The following is a 17297-nucleotide window of genomic DNA, read 5'->3' on the forward strand; positions in this document are numbered from 1 at the left end:
CGACAGCTATCGGTACTCGGCCTCAGGCGGTAATAGCGAAAGTGCTTCTGAAAAAACAAAGAGTACAGCTTTATCTCTTGGAATAAGCAACCTAACAACTGCTAAAGTCTAGTAAAAACGAGCCAGTAATTGTGCTGGTGGTAGTCCCTTCTTTTGAAATCACCCAACTATTTGATGTTTTACTTTTATATCTAAGTAAGGCCGTTTCTGAATCGCACATCAAGGTTAGTTTTTAAATCGATCACAGCGTTATCGAATGGATTTATAAGTGTATGTCCTTTTAAGCGGCCAGGCAGCATTATGGCCAAGAGAAAAATGTAGGTGTGTGTCCTTGATAAAGATGCTCGATAAAGATGTAGTGCAACAGGAGTGGAAATACGTGTATAAAACACGTTATTGCTCAATTTAATCAAATACATATGTATCACCTACTTGTATTAGGTGACATTTGATCGTCTTAAAACGAGAAAAGCCCCTGATTACTCAAGGGCTTGAATGTGGCGGAGAGATAGGGATTTGAACCCTAGGATAGCTATTAACCATCGCCGGTTTTCAAGACCGGTGCTTTCAACCACTCAGCCATCTCTCCGTGTGGCGCGAATAATATAAGGCTTCTTAGTGCTTGTAAAGTCCCTTTGATTTCAAGTGAATAAAATACGAGCAAAAAAGGCATTTTTATTTCCTTAACTGGCTTAAACCAACCAGTAAAGTGATATTCATGCTGGCTGGTTTGAGTTTTATCGCTGTTATTCAGTAACTTTTCCTCCGACTTCGGCATAGAGTGGCCAGTCGCCACTTTTAACTAAGTTGCGAGTAAACTCGGCGCTGTGTGCTAAGTCATAATTGTGTTCAATACAGGGTGAGTATGCGATCACTAAAGATGGACCTTGGTGTTCACCCGCGGCTTTTAAGGTCTTAATGGTATGATTCATATTAGCCGCGAGTGCAATTCTGGCCACATAAACTCCGGGGACGTGGCGGTAAAGCTCAATCAAATCTTTCGCTGGATTTGGATTAGGCTCGCTGCATAATTTCGCCGTTTGGCCTTGCGGGGTTGATTTAGATTTTTGTCCCCCAGTATTGGCGTAGCATTGAGTATCAAGCACTAATATGTTGATGTTTTCACCACTTCTTAGTACATGATCGAGTCCACCGAATCCAATATCGTAGGCCCAGCCATCACCACCGATTAGCCATACTTGTTTTTCGACTAAGTAATCCAAAAGAAGATGCAGCTCAGCATGTTGAGGTTGTGCTTCAATCTGATTTTGCAAAGCTTGAATTTGCTGGCGACGTTCAGGAATATTCAACGCTTGAGTGTTATCCGAACCTCCTTGTTGGGCTAATACATGCTCTGCTCGTGATTGAAGGGCCTTGACAGCCAGTTTCATACCCAGACCAAACTCGGCATTATCTTCAAATAAGCTATTGGCCCATGCCGGCCCTCGTCGATCCGCATTTTGACTATAAGGTGTTGTCGGTAAGTTGCCACCAAAGATAGAAGAGCATCCGGTTGCGTTAGCAATGTATAGTCTATCCCCAAACAGTTGAGTTAGGGTTCGAATATAAGCGGTTTCGCCACATCCAGCGCAGGCATTAGGGTATTCAAAGTAAGGCTCAACATGTTGAAGCGTTTTGACATCAATACGTTCTTGTTGATAAATATTTTGTGTTGGTAAGGCTTCAAAGCGTTCAAATTGACCTACCTCCTGATCGTAACAATCGGGTTTGGCGACCATCATCAAGGATTTACGTTCAGGATTTTTCTTATCTTTACCCGGACAAACGTTCGCGCACAGCTGACAGCCAGTACAATCGTTGGGTGATACTTGCAAAGTATAGATAGCATCTGGTTGATGACGAGAGCGGTAAGGCATGGTTTTTAATGGTGATAAATCTTCGCCTTCTGTTGGTTCGACAATTCTCGCTCGAATGGCTGAGTGCGGACAAATCGCGACGCAGTAACCGCATTGAGTGCATAAATCTTCCGACCAGACAGGTAGCTGCTCGGAAATGTCTCTTTTTTCGAGATGCGATGTGTTGGTTGGCCAGCAGCCATCTGCGGGAAAGGCAGACACTGGCAAGCTATTTCCTTGTCTAGCGAGCAGTTGTTCAACTAACGATAAGGGCTCTGCAGAAGCACATGGCGTAGGGGCGATAAAGCTAGAGGCGACATGAGCAGCAAAAGGATTGTAATTAATATTCTCTGGTGTGGCTTCGATACACGCAATACTTCGTGTAATCAGCTCGGCCGATTTTCCTTGCAACTGTTGTTCACATAGGTTGCGCAGTTGGGTAAGCAGGGCTTGGTTATCTTGTTGATTGGTTAACAGTAGGGTGGTGGCGACCTGCATGACCACACTGGTTTTATTGTTAAGCTGATGTTTTGCCACCAGTTGATCGGCATCAAGGGTGATCACGCGAATTTGTTTCGCTTGAATTACGGCTTGTAGTGACGTCGGAAGTTTATACCACAGCTCACTGCCTGTTTTATTGGTATTGATTAGTAAAATGGCACGATGAGCGAGGTGAGTACTGATGTCTATATCCCGTAATAACCCTTCTTGGCTCAGTGAAATGAGCTGCGCTTGACGGATTGGATAAGGCGTTCGAATCGGCTGTGATGAAAAACGTAAGTGAGTGGTGGTAATATTCCGTGATTTTTTTGAATCGTACTCAAATTGCGCATTGACGTTCGATTGATAATGTTGACCTAAAACCTTAAGCACATTTTTCCCAGCGGAAACGCTGCCATCTCCCCCATAACCATACATCAGCACTTGTTGTAAATGGTCGTCATTATGAGTGAGTTGGGCGATGGGTAAGTTGAGATGTGTCTTGTCATCGGAAATACCGATCACAAATTCTCTTTTTTGTTGCGCTTGAGGAGCCGAAAGCATATTAAAAATTTGCTCAGCATCTTCAGGATAAAAGGGCTTTCCGGCTAACCCGTATCGACCACGATATAAAGTAATCGAGCGAGGCAGGGTTTGTAATGCATGTAATACATCAAGATATAACGGTTCTCCGCTCGATCCTGGCTCTTTGGTTCTGTCTAGCACTGCGATTTGTTGCACGGTATTTGGCAGGGCTTCTAATAGCGCTTCACTGGGGAAGGGGCGATAAAGATGTATGCTGATCACGCCAATTTTCTGGCCGAGATTGACCTGTTGATCAACATAGCTTTTCAGGGTTTCGGTGACTGAACCAAGTGCCACAATAACCTGAGTCGCTTGTGGGTGACCAGTATAGCTGACTAAATGATATTGTCGTCCAGTATGCGCGGCAAAGTCATCCATGATGCTTTGTACGATAGATGGCGTTTGTTGATGATAGCTATTTTGCGCTTCTCGGCATTGGAAATAGCTATCACTGTCTGCGGTTGCACCACGTAGGCTTGGCCTATCAGGGGTTAAGGCTCGCTGACGAAACGCAAGTAGATCATCACCGGAAAGTAATTGCTTAATGGTTTGCTCATCGAGAGGAATAAGATTGGTCAGAGCATGTGAAGTGATAAATCCATCAAAAAAATGAATAAACGGTAACCGACAACGCAAAGAAGAAAGCGTCGCAATCAACGCCATATCTTGCGCTTGCTGGCCATCCGTTGCACATAACATGGCAACACCGGTCTGTCTCACGCTCATCACATCTGAATGATCACAAAAAATTGATAAAGCATGAGTGGCTAAAGCACGCGCCGCAACATGAATCACACATGGCGTGAGTTCACCAACCAGTTTATATAAGGTTGGTATCATCAATAATAAACCTTGTGATGAGGTAAAGGTTGTTGCTAACGCCCCACTCATTGCGCTGCCATGTACAACAGCAATGGTTCCTGCTTCCGATTGCATTTCAATCAGCTGAGGCACTTCCCCTAAAAGGTTAGGCCGTTTTTGTGCTGCCCATGACTCACATTTTTCTGCCATAGTTGTGCTTGGGGTGATCGGGTAAACGGCGATCACTTCACTCAATTGGTAAGCAACTTGAGCTACCGCGGTATTAGCATCAGTAATCCAATTCATCACTCTGGAACCTCTGGTTAATCACAATGGTTGTGACTTAAGGCTAAACAAGTATGATTCCCTCACATAACGTGACGAAAACACGAGAAATAAAATGGTTAAGATGCAGAACATGCTGAAAAAGTACGATGGATATAAAATCATCATACTGATATTGCTGTACGGTTTGATAACCGTCATCGGGGTGATTTACCGTCAAGTTATGATAGAGACCGATATAGCGATGTTGTTCTTATTACTCAACATCTTAAGCGCATCGGTACTTCGGCCTAGCTATGCTTATATAATGACTTTAGCTGGGGTCATTATCTTTCATTACTTTCTGTTACCGGATTATCATTCGTTCCGATTTCAGAATGCACAGCACATCATTACTTATGCGGTGATGGTCTTTAGTGGGATATTCGCGATCAATATAACACAGTCACAACGGAAGGAAATACAGAAAAATAAACGCTTGCAATATAAGCATAAAAAATATTACCAGTTAGCTTGCCATCTTTCGGCGCTGCGCACTAGTGAGCAAATCGCGCAAGCAACGGTACAGTTTTTGAGTAAAGAGTCAGCATTACGTGGCGCTGTGTTTTTGTCTTCCCCAGACTGGCGACTGGTCGCCCAGCATGACAAATGGACTTTGCCAGATATCGACAGTTGGCAGCCTAATCAGCCGTTATCAGCGGCATCGGTATATTGGCTAAAAGATCGTGAGAGAGAGTTGGGAGCACTAGTGATACAAACCGATCAGCCGCCACAACGTGTTGAGCCTTGGGTTTTGTCTTTATTGAGTTTGTCGTTAGCGCGATCTCAGGCCAATCAAGCGTTAGCTCAAGTGGAAGCCGCCAATCAATTAGAATCGATGCGCAGTACCTTATTAGCGTCAGTTTCTCATGATCTTAAAACACCCTTAGGGACGATTATTGGCGCGGCAACGACCTTAGCAGATAACGGTGTTGTTTTATCTTCGGCGATTCGAGATGAGCTATTACAGTCCATTGCCGAGCAAGGGCGGAGGTTGAATCGTAGTTTAACTAAATTGCTCGACATTACCCGTTATACCACAGGTGCTTTGGTCCCTAAGCTTGATTGGGTTGAGCCAGAAGAGCTGATTGGCAGCGTATTAGCGAGTCTGAACTCGCGACTAACATTCCATCACATTCAGTTTACCAGTACGCCGATGTTGGTGGAATTGGACAGTTTGCTGATTGAGCAAGTTATTTTAAATTTACTTGAAAATGCCATTAAGTATACTCCGCGAGGCAGTCAAATTACGATCACGACCGATTATACTAACGGACGGTTTATTTTAACGGTAGCGGATAATGGGCCGGGCGTGCCGGAGCCAGAATTAATACGTATTTTTGAACGATTTTATCGACTCAATGATCAGCAAAAAGATGGTACTGGGTTGGGCTTGGCAATTTGTCAGGTGATTGTTTTAGCTCACCGAGGTGAGATCAGCGCGCATAACCTTGCGGGCGGAGGCATCTGTTTTAATGTGAGTATTCCTTGTCGATTGTATGATTTAAAGGAACTGTATGAACAGTGAAATAAAAGTCTTAATTATTGAAGATGAAGCACCTATTCAGCGTTTTTTAAATGTCCTGATCACGGGTTATCAATATCAGGTCAAAACCGCCTCATCGGCAGAGCAGGGGGTTGCGTTGATCGCCAATTGGAATCCCCATCTTATTTTATTAGATTTAGGATTACCGGATAAAGATGGGATTGAGCTGACCAAAGAGCTGCGTAGCTGGACACAGACCCCTATCATTATCATCTCAGCTCGAGAGCGAGAGACGGACAAAGTACTCGCCCTTGATGCTGGTGCTAACGATTACTTGACTAAGCCATTTGGGAGTGAGGAATTGCTGGCAAGAATTCGGGTTGCCTTGCGTTTATTTGAACAACCCGATCAGCAGGAGTTAGTGCAGTATCAATTTGGTCAAGTCGTGATTGATTTAGCTTTACAGCGTGTGACCAAAGATGGACAAGTGGTTAAGTTAACGAAAACCGAATACAACATTCTTAAATTACTGACCAAAAACATGGGTAAAGTTTTGACTCATAAACAAATTTTAAAAGAAGTATGGGGCAGTAACTATATTGAGCATCACCATTATGTGCGTATTCACGTCGCTCAATTACGTCATAAAATCGAAGATATTCCTGCTCAACCGAAACACATTATTACTGAAACAGGGGTGGGTTATCGTTTGGTGGATGAGGTTTGATAGTTAAGTACTGACTCGCATCAGATTGACTTGTATGTATCATGCTTAATTATCTCTCTTTATAAAAATTATATACGCCTACGCTTTATCTATACAACATGGATACATCGAATTACTTATAGTAATCACATGCCCACATTATGGTTCGATGGTGTGGGTTTGGGTTAAGTATTCAGACAGGTTGGGCGTGAATCTATAGTGGGATAGTTTGCGAAACACAACACAGAGTAATAACCAGTACATTTTTGTCGACGGATCAACATAACATACAGGATGTAAGTCATACGCGGTATTGTAAGGGTTGTACTGCGTCAAGTGAAAGTTCAAACCTGTAGAGTTGGGAACTACAGCGTTTGAATGGCAGCAATGGTTCAGACCCAAAGAGCTTATAGCGCACCTGTAGCTCAAAAGTCCTTTCCCCCTTTGCTATCACTTTTTTCGATTCAGGGCTCCTCGGAGCCCCTTTTTTTATCCAAATTCTGCCTATTGCAGCCTTTCTGCAATAGGTTTGATTGACCCTCATAGATTAATTATCGAGAGTGATTGTAATCGCTAAAAGTCGAAGAGCGGTGGCGATAAGTGGGTCTATTCTGCGGCTCTACCACATTAAATCATCAGGGACAACAAAATCGGCGTAAGGATCTTCTTCATCATGGGCTTGTTTATCTTCTTCTGGTAGAGGAATAATACTGTTCTCATCACGTTGCCAAATTTTCTCAGCGACGATATTAGGAATGATGGCGTAGCTCTCTTCATAACGAGCAATCGCGAGATGACCTTTACTGAGTTGATCGCGAGTCTGGTTATCAACGTAGAGTTTTTTGACTAAGGTTCCATCGGTAAAGTGATATTGAATATCGCCGTTATTGTGCGGCAATTTATTCATTTCAATTAACTGTTTCACTTGAGCGCGAATTTCCTTGGTCAGCAATTGTTCTTTTTGCTGTTTATTTAACGCCTTATCACGTTCTATTTGCTCTTGTTTATTTGCCTCAACGGCGGCTTTTACTTCTCGCGCTTGTACGCGTGATTTCTTCGAACTTTTTTGGGCTTTTTTAAGTTTTTTTTCATTCACAAGGCCCGCTTTGAGCATTTGCTCTTGTAGAGATAGTCGTGTCATGGTTAGTCCAATACAATCAGGTAGTGTTTCGATACGAATTGAAGGCGGCAGTTCAGTACTGCATTATGCACTTTAAGCCGATGAGGCTTTTCTTAACGAGCGCTGGTTATTTGCGATAGCTGAGGCGTTCAATTCGTTACTATTAATCAATAACGGCTAAGTGTACCGACTCGTGTTGAGCAAATAAAGCCACAAATCTATTCAAGCGAGTAGAAGTACAAGGCCACCAATTTTTGCTGCTGCAGAAAGGTATTTTCCCGCTGTATAGGCTTTATTCGTTGGTTCTGTGGTTTGATCAGGATGTCCCATTCCTAGCGCACCATAAGTAAAGGCTTTTGCTGTACCCGATTTGGGTTGTGTCTCAGGTTGTTGCTCTTGATGCTCCGAGTCATTGAACTGTTGCAAAGCCGCAAGCAGCGCTTTGCCTTCTTCGGATAGGGTGACTTTATTCGGTTCTGCTTTGGCTGGAAGATCATGAGCATTATCGGTAGTGATTGGCATGACAGAGGAAGCCGTCCCGTTGGCGGAATAGGTCTGTGGAGCACCAGAGGTAACAGGATTCATTCTATTCTCCTTAATCAACAGCAACGCAGTTTGTCGATCTCCGATTTTATATCGGTTAACTTGTGTCCTTACGACGTTAACCTTTAGTTTATGGTACATAAGCAAGTGCTACTTATGTACCATGGCACGCTGTCGATAGCGTGAAATCGTGTCGATAATATCCATATCGGCCAAGCGCAAAAAAACTTGTGCGTTTTTTGCACATTTGGCGAATGTTGATTAATAAGCAAACAGTATGCCTGTTAAATTAATTGGTCGATATTTTAATCACAACTGAGATCTGTGTTGCGATTTTTGAGTCTTTCAATCGCTTGCCATTGGTGAGCCGGTTGTAGATAACGAATCGGCATGGGTAGGACGAGTAACTGAAAATCGCTTGATTGTTCAGTAAGTTGACTGGTTGGGGTGATGATCGCGATGCTTAAATTAGGGTTACGTTGATGAATCGCCGCCGCAGTACCTAATCCTTGCTGAATATGGAAAGCGCCGGCAATGTGTAGCACTTGTTGTTGTGGGTGAGCGGCAAGATAATCGACAATACTTTCCGCCATGGTCTCATCCCAAGTCATTTGGGCGGCAAATTGTTGTTCATGTTGGGTCGGTTTACCATGATGCATTGAGGCCATAAAATGAGCTTTGTAAGGGGAGTCACGGAGGTTAATCTCTTTTGCGACCCAATGACGTTGTTCTTTAGGTAGCTTATCTAAATATTCAATGCCTTGTTGACCAATACAACGAACCATATTTTTTGGCGCATTGGCGGCAATAATGGGTCTTTGATGATGTTTCGCTAATTCAACAAGTGGACGATAATCACTGGCATAGTTTGGCCAAGCGTTACTTTGCTCGATAAGGTATTGTTCACCAATCTCGCCTTGTAAATATTGATCCAGATAAGGTTGGCTATCTCGAGAAAATTGCTCCATAGAAAGGACGATGGGGTGGTGGTGCTCAATCAAAGTCCGTAGTAAATCGGCTTGAAACTTATGGATAGCACTGTGGGTATGCCATTCTCCGACTAAGATCACGTCTGCTTGTTTCACCGCATCGGGAAGATTGGACAATGCTAGCCACTCCCCTTGAGGCGAAGCCAGTTGATAGTCGTAAAAGTCACTGATTTGACGAGAGTTCGAAGCGCTACAGCCGATGAGCCATATCGATAGTGCAAGGGTGATAAAAATACGCATAAAGCCTCCAATAATGAGTCAGCAGTCTACTGGAGGCTAAGTTAATTATCAATGTAGTGATAATTATTATCAATTAAACCTTTTGATAAACTCGAATCATAAAATCAGCCTCACATTCAAACTGGGGCGTTAATGGCAGATCGTGGCGTAGTTGGTCACTCGCACGCCAAGCAAAAGGCGTCATTTGTAGCAGATCAAACGCCTCTGGCCCAGAAAGGGGCATAGTATAGTGCAATTGCTGTTGATGTTTTAACTCAAAACCATCGATGATTTCTGCTGTTTCATCATGCAGTTGCACTTGCGGATAGATCAACGCTTTGAGCTGATAAAGGTGGCGAGCAGCAGGGGTGACGGTTATGACTACGCCATTATCGTCAAGAACGCGCTGCAGCTCTTGTGTTTTACAAGGCGCGTAGATACGCACGATAGCATTTAAGGATTGATCGGCAAACGGTAAGCGATGGCTGGAGGCGACAACAAAGTCCACTTGTGGATAACGTTTAGCAGCAAAACGAATCGCTGTTTTTGAGATATCTAGGCCATAGGTATTGGCTTGTGGATGTTGTTCAAGTAACGCACTAGCAATATATTGGGTGTAATAACCTTCACCGCAGCCAATATCGAGTAATTGGTGGTTGGTATTGACTAAGTAACGAGTGCACAGAGTGCTCACTGCGCTGCGCATTGGGTGATAATGCGCTCCATCGAGAAAGCGTCGTCTTGCCTGCATCATTGCTTTGTTGTCACCAGGATCTTTGGAGCGTTTATGCTGCACTGGCATCAAATTGACATAGCCTTCTTTAGCTTGATCAAACTGATGATGATTCGCACAGTGATAGCTGCGTTGATGAAGAGTTAGCGAGTGGTGGCACAAGGGGCATTGATAAGTCATAACGCTCTCGAAGAGAAAATCAAGTCGGCAAGTTTAGCGATATTTATTCGAAATAAAAAGGGCGTTACTATCGCCCTAATCAAGATTAAGCGGTAATCCGTGTACTTAGACAGTGAGTTTCACCCGGTTGTAAGACCTTACCTGCAGTAAGACTCGGTGCATGCCAAGTTGATTCGATACAAAGCATGGTCAGATAACCATCGTCTTGCATATCTCCCATCGATTGAGCACCTTGTGCCCACGGATTCCAAAGCACAGCAGAGTTATGCCCTTGATTTTCTACCACTAGAGTACGCTGACGTTGATGATCCTGCACTTGAATGTGAGATTGCGGCTTCGTATAAACCCGGTCAATGCTGTCGCGCAGGGTTAGCGTTTCCTCTCCTTGGCACCACTGATCGTTTTGCAGACTATCAATATAATCACTGCCCATTCCGGTAATGGTTGTCTCCCGTACATCAGCCACATTTAAGTAACTGTGCAGAGCCCCTGAAAAGGTCCATGCCTTTTGGTCGGTATTCGTAATGGTTAAACGCACGGTTAAGCTATCAGAGATTTCGATAGACAGACGAAGTTGGAATTCATGCGGCCATACTGAGCGAGTTTGCTGGTTACTGTCGAGACCAAGGACGACGATCACCCCTTGCTCGTTTTCCCGATGTTCGATGAGTTGCCATTGACTTGAGCGAGCAAAGCCATGAGCTGGAGTCGCTAAGCGGCCAAACCACGGCCAGCAAATGGGTATTCCGCCACGTAGTGCCGTTTTGCCATCAAAAATTGCTTTTTTGCTCATCCAGAGTAGATCATCTTGACCGGTAGGTCGAAAAGACACGACATGACCACCGTGCAGCGCAATACCGGCTACCGCTTTATCATGAATAACGCGGACGATTTTTACATTATCCTGTTCAACAATCGTGACGCAGTCAGAAAGTACCGTTAGGCTAGGAAGTCGTAGTAAATCCATAAAGATAAGCTCCTGATGTTTGGATATTAAGACATTCAGCACTTAATATCGATGGTAAAGGGCGAACAAGATCTCGTGAATAGAAAAGACCAAAAAGGCGACACTGTGGCCGCCTTTTAGCTAATTTTGTTGCTCAACGAATGACTTCGCTAATCACGACATTACTTAGAAATGTGAGCGATTAGGTCTAGAACTTTGTTTGAGTAACCGATTTCGTTGTCGTACCAAGATACAACTTTAACGAAGTTATCAGTAAGAGCGATACCAGCTTTAGCATCGAATACAGACGTTTGTACTTCACCGATGAAGTCTTGAGATACAACGGCATCTTCAGTGTAGCCTAGTACGCCTTTTAGTTCGCCTTCAGAAGCTTCTTTCATTGCTGAACAGATTTCAGCGTAAGAAGCGCCTTTCTCTAGGTTAACGGTTAGGTCAACAACAGAAACGTTAGCGGTTGGTACGCGGAAAGCCATACCAGTTAGTTTGCCGTTTAGTTCTGGAAGAACAACGCCTACTGCTTTAGCGGCACCAGTTGAAGATGGGATGATGTTTTGAGAAGCACCACGGCCACCGCGCCAGTCTTTTGCAGAAGGACCATCAACGGTTTTTTGAGTCGCTGTAGTTGCGTGAACAGTTGTCATTAGACCAGACACGATACCAAACTTGTCGTTCAGTACTTTAGCGATAGGCGCTAGACAGTTAGTCGTACAAGAAGCGTTAGAAACGATGTCTTGACCAGCGTAGCTGCTATGGTTAACGCCCATTACAAACATTGGGGTTTTGTCTTTTGAAGGACCAGTTAGAACTACTTTCTTCGCACCAGCAGTGATGTGCTTACGTGCAGTCGCGTCGTCTAGGAATAGACCAGTGGCTTCTGCAACAACGTCAACACCGATTGCGTCCCATTTTAGATCTTCTGGGTTGCGTTCAGCAGTAACGCGAACGGTTTTACCGTTAACGATTAGGTTGCCATCTTTTACTTCAACTGTACCGTTGAAACGGCCATGAGTTGAGTCATATTTCAACATGTAAGCCATGTATTCAACGTCGATAAGATCGTTGATACCTACAACTTCGATGTCGTTGCGTTCTTGTGCTGCACGGAATACAAAACGGCCGATACGGCCAAAACCGTTAATACCTACTTTGATAGTCATTATAGTTGCTCCACAACTTAATTTCTGATTAAAGATAACTGGTAGTAAAATTACAGAATCCAGTAAATGTCTGCAACAGATAATCGGACTTAACTTGTTTAAAGTCAAAAAAAAGCATCGTTTTTTTTAACAATCAGTTGCAAGTGGTTAATATTTAGACTTGATGCTGCTTTTTATCCCTACCAATTGACGTAGAATAGTCAGTCTAGCTTCGGGTGTTATAGGTGAAATACCACTCGAATTTCGGAAAGAAAGTATGTGCTACAAAGCGTAAAATAGGCAAGTTTTTCAGATAAAAAAGCACAGCGTTGAGTGAAACCAAGAGGAATAAGAATGGCGATCAATGATTCCAGCAAAAAAAACATCAAGCCTGATGATTACTGGCGTGAAACCCTAAGTGAAGAGGCCTATTATGTCTGTCGTCAGCAGGGAACCGAGGCGCCTTTCAGTGGTCAGTTACTGCATAACAAACAAACGGGAATTTATCACTGCACGTGCTGTGAAGCGGCACTATTTAGTTCTCAGAATAAGTATGATTCAGGTTGCGGCTGGCCTAGCTTTGATGCGCCATTAACCACAGAATCAATTCGCTATTTAGAGGATCGCAGTCACGGAATGACGCGCACTGAAATTCGTTGTGCGCAATGTGATAGTCATTTAGGGCATGTTTTCCCCGATGGTCCACCGACGACGGGTGATCGCTTCTGCGTTAATTCTGTGTCGTTAAATTTCACCAAAAAGCCGCAATAATGGGTAAAAATTCGTCATCGATGGTTGAAATATTACAATGTTAGCGTTCATTAAAAACTGGGACGCTATGACGAGAGAACTCACCCCGGCGAATCGTCCGTGCCAACTGATTGGCTTGATTATCTAATTGTCGAAATTGTTCTGCATTAAAAGGATAAAGCAGCGCCATTTCGGCAGGAGAGGCGACGGGGACATCAAATTGCTTACCTACCATTGCCCATAAGTAGGCCAGTTCTTGATGGCCAAGCGCCTGATGGGTACTAGCCAGTGACTGAAAAATCTCAGTGTTGATCGCTCTTGGTGAACTGAGCTCTAAAGCTCGAGTCAGCAGTTGAATGGTTTTTTCTCGATCGCGCGAAATATAGAAGGTTGCAAGCGCGTATTGCATCTCGGCCGTGTCTAATTCTGGTGAGCCTTCCATACGAAGAAATTCTCTGCGAGCAATATTATCACCCGTTTGACTCCATAAAAAATACAATGCATGGGGGGTGCGCATCTGTCGAAGATCTTTGGTTAATCTATCGAGTTCTTCCCCTGAATGTACCAAAGCATTGAAGCGATTTTGTGTCAGTAGTGGGTCATTAAGGACTTGAATTTGTGAGGCGAGTTCTAAACATTGGCGATAGAGCCGAACGAGTCGATACTCTTCTAACTTATTATCGACGGTCGGGTTCTTGAGTACCTCAAAACGGTGCCAGATTAAATCAGTCCGCGGTAAGCGACATTGACCATCGTTTAAATTGAGTTTTTCACACTGTAGGCCTGGGTTATCGTTACACAGTTTATCGGTATTATTGCGATTCTCTAGGCAACCGCTCAATAACACGGTCATCAAAAGCAGTATGCTAATTTTTATCCCATTCATTATCATCACTTGTGATCCAATACGCTTATTTATTTGGCTGGTGTTGACTCGCTACGCTAGGTCGCTATTGTTGTGGTGCTAGTTATGCTCAGTCATTTCGTCATCAAGGATAAAATAATGGATACCCATCAGTTAGTTGATGCTATCACCCCGGAAGCCTACCAGCGTCTGCTGTTTGCCGTTGAAACCGGTAAGTGGCCAGAAGGTACACCACTTTCTCAATCGCAGCGAGATTCTTGTATGCAAGCTGTGATGTTGTATCAATCTCGGCATAATGTAGAAGCTGACCATATGAGTATAGGCGTTGGTGGTGAAATGGTCTTAAAATCGAAACGAGAATTGAAAAAACGTTTCCAAGATGGGCAAGAAGATATTGTTCGCGTCAATCCGAACCAAGAATAAAAACGGTCTTTATTGTTTGTTCCCTTGCTCGTTGCGGACATAGCATTGACCTCCTGTTCGGAGGCCAATGCCTGCTCATAATGATGGAGTATAAAATCAGTTTATAAACTCATCTCTCCACGGAGCACCTGTTGCATTTTGTGCTTAATTTCTTGATAAGATAAATTTTGACTGAGTAGATAATGCAGTTTGGCTAGAGCGGCCTCTGGGGTCATATCATAACCGCTGATCACTCCTGCCTCGGCGAGCGCACAGCCTGTCGCATATCCTCCCATGTTCACCTTTCCGGCCAAACACTGGGTTAAGTTGACAACAATCACGCCGCGTTCAGAGGCCTCTTTTAAGTGCGCCAACAACTGTGGATTCTGTGGTGCATTACCGACGCCAAAGGTCAAAAGAATCATTGCATTGACAGGTTGCAGTAACGTATTACGGATCACTTCGTGTGAAATGCCCGGATACATAGTGATCACACCGATTGGTTGCGGTGTAATGTTATGTACACGAAATGCGCCTTCCGGTTTTGCCCCCACCGTCACTTCTTTACTAATTTGAATATTGATTCCAGCTTCCAGTAGGGGAGGTAAATTGGGGGACGTAAAGGCGCTAAAACCATCGGCATGCGATTTAGTACTTCGGTTGCCACGCATCAACTGATTGTTGAAAAATAGGGTTACTTCATTAATCGGATAATTCGCCGCAAGATGCAGCGAATTGAGTAAGTTGGCTTGCCCATCAGAGCGCAGTTCGGCAAGAGGGATTTGTGAACCAGTAACGATCACTGGTTTGCCTAAGTTCTCTAACATAAATGACAGTGCTGATGCGGTATAAGCCATGGTATCCGTACCATGCAAAATCACAAAGCCATCATAGTTGTCATAATTATCACGAATATCATCGGCAATAAATTGCCAATCTTCAGGGGTCATATCGGAAGAATCAATCAGAGGGTCATATTCATGAATGGTGAACTTTGGCATCTCATCACGATGGAACTCTGGCATGGCAGCCAGCTGTTTTTCCATAAATCCAGCCACGGGAACATAGCCGTGATCCGACTTTTTCATACCAATGGTACCGCCTGTGTAGGCAATATAAATATGCTTTCTAGTCATAGAGGCAACGCTTATTGTAGGGAACAGAGCCAAAATTATAGCGAAAACCACTACAATAAAAAGGGGCGCTTGTTGCAAAGCGCCCCTTATTTTATGGTTTGATGTTTTTGCGCAAGAAAGAGGCGGTTAACTCCTGTTCTCTTTCGCGTTTACAGGTACTAGTTATTCTATTTGGCAAGGCAAACAAAATGCATAATATCCTTTAGGATCATTAAATTGATTTAATAAATTAGCATCTTGCAATAGTTGCTGAGTGGTTGGTTGTAACGCATTTGGAATGAGACCAGAAAGATTAACCCCTAGCTGAGCATGCGCTTCGCTAAACAGACCTTTGATAAAACGTTGTGCTGGTGTGAGTGGCTCTTGTATCCAATATAAGTTGTAGTGTTCTAATTGGGCGAGATTCGCCGCAATTTGCACCGCATCATCAAAGTCACCCAAGGTATCGACTAAACCTGCTTGTTGAGCGTCTTTTGCCGTCCAGACGTGGCCTTGAGCTATCTTATCGACCTCTTCTAGTGATAAGCCACGTTGTTCACTGACTAATGAGATAAACCGTTGATAGCCGTTTTCGATGCCCATTTGAATAGCGTCTTTGACTTTTTCATTCAATCCAGTCGTTACCCCTACACCAGAGAATGGTGATGTACCAACACCATCAGTATAAATACCAAGATGGTTAAGCCCTTTTTCAAAGGTGGTAATGACACTAAAAATGCCGATTGAGCCGGTTAAGGTGGTTGGCTGAGCAACAATATGGTCAGCGCTCATCGAAATCCAATAACCACCAGAAGCAGCCAGACTGGACATTGATGCCACGACGGGTTTACCTGCGGCTTTAAGCGCTTCAATTTCGTTACGGATCACTTCTGAGGCAAACGCGCTGCCTCCAGGGCTATCAACACGTAATATCACCGCTTTGACTTGATCATTATTGCGCGCTTGGCGCAGTAAGCTGGCCACGGTATCCCCACCAACATTACCGCGTGATTGTTTACCATCCATGATCGCGCCACTGGCGACGACAACGGCGATCTCTTTTGCTTGAGGTCGAGTCCGTGGTTTTACTGTTGGACGATATTGATCGTAACTGATCGCGTTATAGCTGTCTTCGCCATGACGACCAAAGACTTCGGCCAATTGCGCGCGAACTTGTTGACGGGTTGCTAATTCATCCACTAAACCAATATTGAGCGATAGTTCGGCAAGATTTCCAGACGCCTGTTTCATGAGCACTAAAAACTCGTCCATCGTCGGATTTAGGGTTTGAGCGTCAATATGGCGATTGGTCGCAACATCATCGATATAAGCGCCCCACAATTGACTCAACCATTGAGAGGCAGATTCACGAGCTTGTTCTGACATATCATCACGAATGAAAGGCTCAACGGCCGATTTGTAAGTACCGACTCGAAATACGTGCGTATTAACATTTAATTTGTCTAACAAACTTTTGTAGTAGAGGTTATAGCTACTGTAACCGCGAAGCAGCACAGCGCCATCGGGAGCAAGATAAATTTTGTCGGCGTAGCTGGCTAAATAGTATTGGCTTTGATTATAAAAATCACCCACGGCATAAACCGGTTTACCAGAAGCTTTAAATTCATTAATGGCTTTCGCAATATAACGCAGCTTAGTGAGATTGGTCTCTGGCATGTCACGTAACGCTAAGACTAAGCCAGTGATGTTGTCGTCGTTTTTAGCATGACGCAGTGTTTCAACAATCTCAAATAGGACATTTTCTCGAGGTATTTCTCGTCCCAAAAGCGAGTCTGTTAAAGAGTCCATTGGATTCAGGGAGGTACTTTGCTCGACAATCGGGCCTGAAAAATTGACGACTAAGGCAGACGGTTTTTTGACTACTGGAGCGGATGAGTCGGCACTTAGGTATAGAAAGTAGATAACGGCAATACTGAGTAGAAAGAAAAGGTTGGTTATGGCGAGACGAATAAACGTAATAACTTTCCAAATCCCTTTAAAAATCAGCCCAATAAATCGAAATAGTGGTTTCATTGTATC

At 43.9% G+C, this 17297-nt stretch carries 14 protein-coding genes and 1 tRNA gene; 4 read left to right on the forward strand and 11 right to left on the reverse strand.

Translation table 11 applies throughout. The features are described from left to right. Nucleotides 1-498: 498 nt before the first annotated feature. Nucleotides 499-589, reverse strand: a tRNA-Ser gene (locus CAG60_RS11780). Nucleotides 590-746: 157 nt separating this feature from the next. Beyond that, nucleotides 747-4028, reverse strand: a complete 3282-nt coding sequence (gene nifJ, locus CAG60_RS11785; RefSeq protein WP_161438998.1) for a pyruvate:ferredoxin (flavodoxin) oxidoreductase — start codon at nucleotides 4026-4028, stop codon at nucleotides 747-749. 112 nt (nucleotides 4029-4140) lie between these two features. On the opposite strand from nifJ, the gene CAG60_RS11790 reads away from it, so the two are divergent. Together CAG60_RS11790 and CAG60_RS11795 are read left to right on the forward strand one after the other, a co-directional pair. Continuing rightward, a complete protein-coding gene (locus CAG60_RS11790) occupies nucleotides 4141-5574 on the forward strand; it encodes a sensor histidine kinase (RefSeq protein ID WP_161438999.1) in 1434 nt (477 codons plus the stop codon). Continuing rightward, entirely contained in the window at nucleotides 5564-6259 is a 696-nt protein-coding gene (locus tag CAG60_RS11795; protein ID WP_161439000.1) for a response regulator, read from the forward strand. The genes CAG60_RS11790 and CAG60_RS11795 overlap by 11 nt, the downstream gene beginning before the upstream one ends. A gap of 598 nt (nucleotides 6260-6857) precedes the next feature. On the opposite strand, the gene CAG60_RS11800 is transcribed toward CAG60_RS11795, so the two are convergent. From CAG60_RS11800 to gap, 6 genes are all read right to left on the reverse strand, one after another. Next, a complete protein-coding gene (locus CAG60_RS11800) occupies nucleotides 6858-7379 on the reverse strand; it encodes a DUF2058 domain-containing protein (RefSeq protein WP_158138733.1) in 522 nt (173 codons plus the stop codon). Between the two features lie 201 nt (nucleotides 7380-7580). Then, the gene (locus tag CAG60_RS11805) at nucleotides 7581-7943 is read right to left on the reverse strand and encodes a hypothetical protein (protein ID WP_154170550.1); all 363 of its coding nucleotides are present in this window, start codon (nucleotides 7941-7943) and stop codon (nucleotides 7581-7583) included. Nucleotides 7944-8206: 263 nt separating this feature from the next. Further along, nucleotides 8207-9130, reverse strand: coding sequence for a ChaN family lipoprotein (locus CAG60_RS11810; RefSeq protein ID WP_161426088.1), 924 nt, complete (start codon nucleotides 9128-9130; stop codon nucleotides 8207-8209). A gap of 73 nt (nucleotides 9131-9203) precedes the next feature. Next, a complete protein-coding gene (gene rlmA / locus CAG60_RS11815; RefSeq protein ID WP_161426087.1) occupies nucleotides 9204-10022 on the reverse strand; it encodes a 23S rRNA (guanine(745)-N(1))-methyltransferase in 819 nt (272 codons plus the stop codon). An 85-nt stretch (nucleotides 10023-10107) separates the two neighbouring features. Further along, nucleotides 10108-10989, reverse strand: a complete 882-nt coding sequence (locus CAG60_RS11820) for a D-hexose-6-phosphate mutarotase (RefSeq protein WP_161439001.1) — start codon at nucleotides 10987-10989, stop codon at nucleotides 10108-10110. 161 nt (nucleotides 10990-11150) lie between these two features. Further along, nucleotides 11151-12146 carry a type I glyceraldehyde-3-phosphate dehydrogenase gene (gene gap / locus CAG60_RS11825; RefSeq protein ID WP_154170558.1) on the reverse strand — a complete coding sequence of 332 codons (996 nt, stop codon included), beginning with the start codon at nucleotides 12144-12146 and terminating at the stop codon, nucleotides 11151-11153. A 333-nt stretch (nucleotides 12147-12479) separates the two neighbouring features. Here gap and msrB point away from each other — a divergent pair, with 333 nt between their 5' ends. Beyond that, complete coding sequence (gene msrB, locus CAG60_RS11830) at nucleotides 12480-12896, forward strand: peptide-methionine (R)-S-oxide reductase MsrB (RefSeq protein ID WP_202598573.1); 417 nt, start codon at nucleotides 12480-12482, stop codon at nucleotides 12894-12896. Nucleotides 12897-12936: 40 nt separating this feature from the next. Here the strand turns inward: msrB and CAG60_RS11835 are convergent, their stop codons facing one another. Further along, on the reverse strand, nucleotides 12937-13761 hold the full coding sequence (locus CAG60_RS11835; protein ID WP_161439002.1) for a DUF2989 domain-containing protein: 825 nt from the start codon (nucleotides 13759-13761) through the stop codon (nucleotides 12937-12939). 117 nt (nucleotides 13762-13878) lie between these two features. Between CAG60_RS11835 and CAG60_RS11840 the strand changes: the two genes are divergently transcribed. Next, nucleotides 13879-14163 carry a YeaC family protein gene (locus CAG60_RS11840; RefSeq protein ID WP_004394858.1) on the forward strand — a complete coding sequence of 95 codons (285 nt, stop codon included), beginning with the start codon at nucleotides 13879-13881 and terminating at the stop codon, nucleotides 14161-14163. A gap of 101 nt (nucleotides 14164-14264) precedes the next feature. Here the strand turns inward: CAG60_RS11840 and ansA are convergent, their stop codons facing one another. Together ansA and sppA are read right to left on the reverse strand one after the other, a co-directional pair. After that, nucleotides 14265-15278 (reverse strand): asparaginase, encoded by a 1014-nt coding sequence (gene ansA, locus CAG60_RS11845; RefSeq protein WP_154170562.1) that lies wholly within the window; start codon nucleotides 15276-15278, stop codon nucleotides 14265-14267. A 162-nt stretch (nucleotides 15279-15440) separates the two neighbouring features. Continuing rightward, complete coding sequence (gene sppA, locus CAG60_RS11850) at nucleotides 15441-17291, reverse strand: signal peptide peptidase SppA (RefSeq protein WP_161425272.1); 1851 nt, start codon at nucleotides 17289-17291, stop codon at nucleotides 15441-15443. Nucleotides 17292-17297 lie beyond the last annotated feature (6 nt).

This window comes from Vibrio sp. V33_P6A3T137 (genome assembly GCF_009904835.1).
In the GTDB taxonomy this organism is placed as follows: domain Bacteria; phylum Pseudomonadota; class Gammaproteobacteria; order Enterobacterales; family Vibrionaceae; genus Vibrio; species Vibrio metschnikovii.

Excerpts from the sequence above, each read along its gene's own strand:
- nifJ (WP_161438998.1), bottom strand. The coding sequence starts at position 4,028 with ATGAATTGGATTACTGATGCTAATACCGCGGTAGCTCAAGTTGCTTAC.
- CAG60_RS11790 (WP_161438999.1), top strand. The coding sequence starts at position 4,141 with ATGCTGAAAAAGTACGATGGATATAAAATCATCATACTGATATTGCTG.
- CAG60_RS11795 (WP_161439000.1), top strand. The coding sequence starts at position 5,564 with ATGAACAGTGAAATAAAAGTCTTAATTATTGAAGATGAAGCACCTATT.
- CAG60_RS11800 (WP_158138733.1), bottom strand. The coding sequence starts at position 7,379 with ATGACACGACTATCTCTACAAGAGCAAATGCTCAAAGCGGGCCTTGTG.
- CAG60_RS11805 (WP_154170550.1), bottom strand. The coding sequence starts at position 7,943 with ATGAATCCTGTTACCTCTGGTGCTCCACAGACCTATTCCGCCAACGGG.
- CAG60_RS11810 (WP_161426088.1), bottom strand. The coding sequence starts at position 9,130 with ATGCGTATTTTTATCACCCTTGCACTATCGATATGGCTCATCGGCTGT.
- rlmA (WP_161426087.1), bottom strand. The coding sequence starts at position 10,022 with ATGACTTATCAATGCCCCTTGTGCCACCACTCGCTAACTCTTCATCAA.
- CAG60_RS11820 (WP_161439001.1), bottom strand. The coding sequence starts at position 10,989 with ATGGATTTACTACGACTTCCTAGCCTAACGGTACTTTCTGACTGCGTC.
- gap (WP_154170558.1), bottom strand. The coding sequence starts at position 12,146 with ATGACTATCAAAGTAGGTATTAACGGTTTTGGCCGTATCGGCCGTTTT.
- msrB (WP_202598573.1), top strand. The coding sequence starts at position 12,480 with ATGGCGATCAATGATTCCAGCAAAAAAAACATCAAGCCTGATGATTAC.
- CAG60_RS11835 (WP_161439002.1), bottom strand. The coding sequence starts at position 13,761 with ATGAATGGGATAAAAATTAGCATACTGCTTTTGATGACCGTGTTATTG.
- CAG60_RS11840 (WP_004394858.1), top strand. The coding sequence starts at position 13,879 with ATGGATACCCATCAGTTAGTTGATGCTATCACCCCGGAAGCCTACCAG.
- ansA (WP_154170562.1), bottom strand. The coding sequence starts at position 15,278 with ATGACTAGAAAGCATATTTATATTGCCTACACAGGCGGTACCATTGGT.
- sppA (WP_161425272.1), bottom strand. The coding sequence starts at position 17,291 with ATGAAACCACTATTTCGATTTATTGGGCTGATTTTTAAAGGGATTTGG.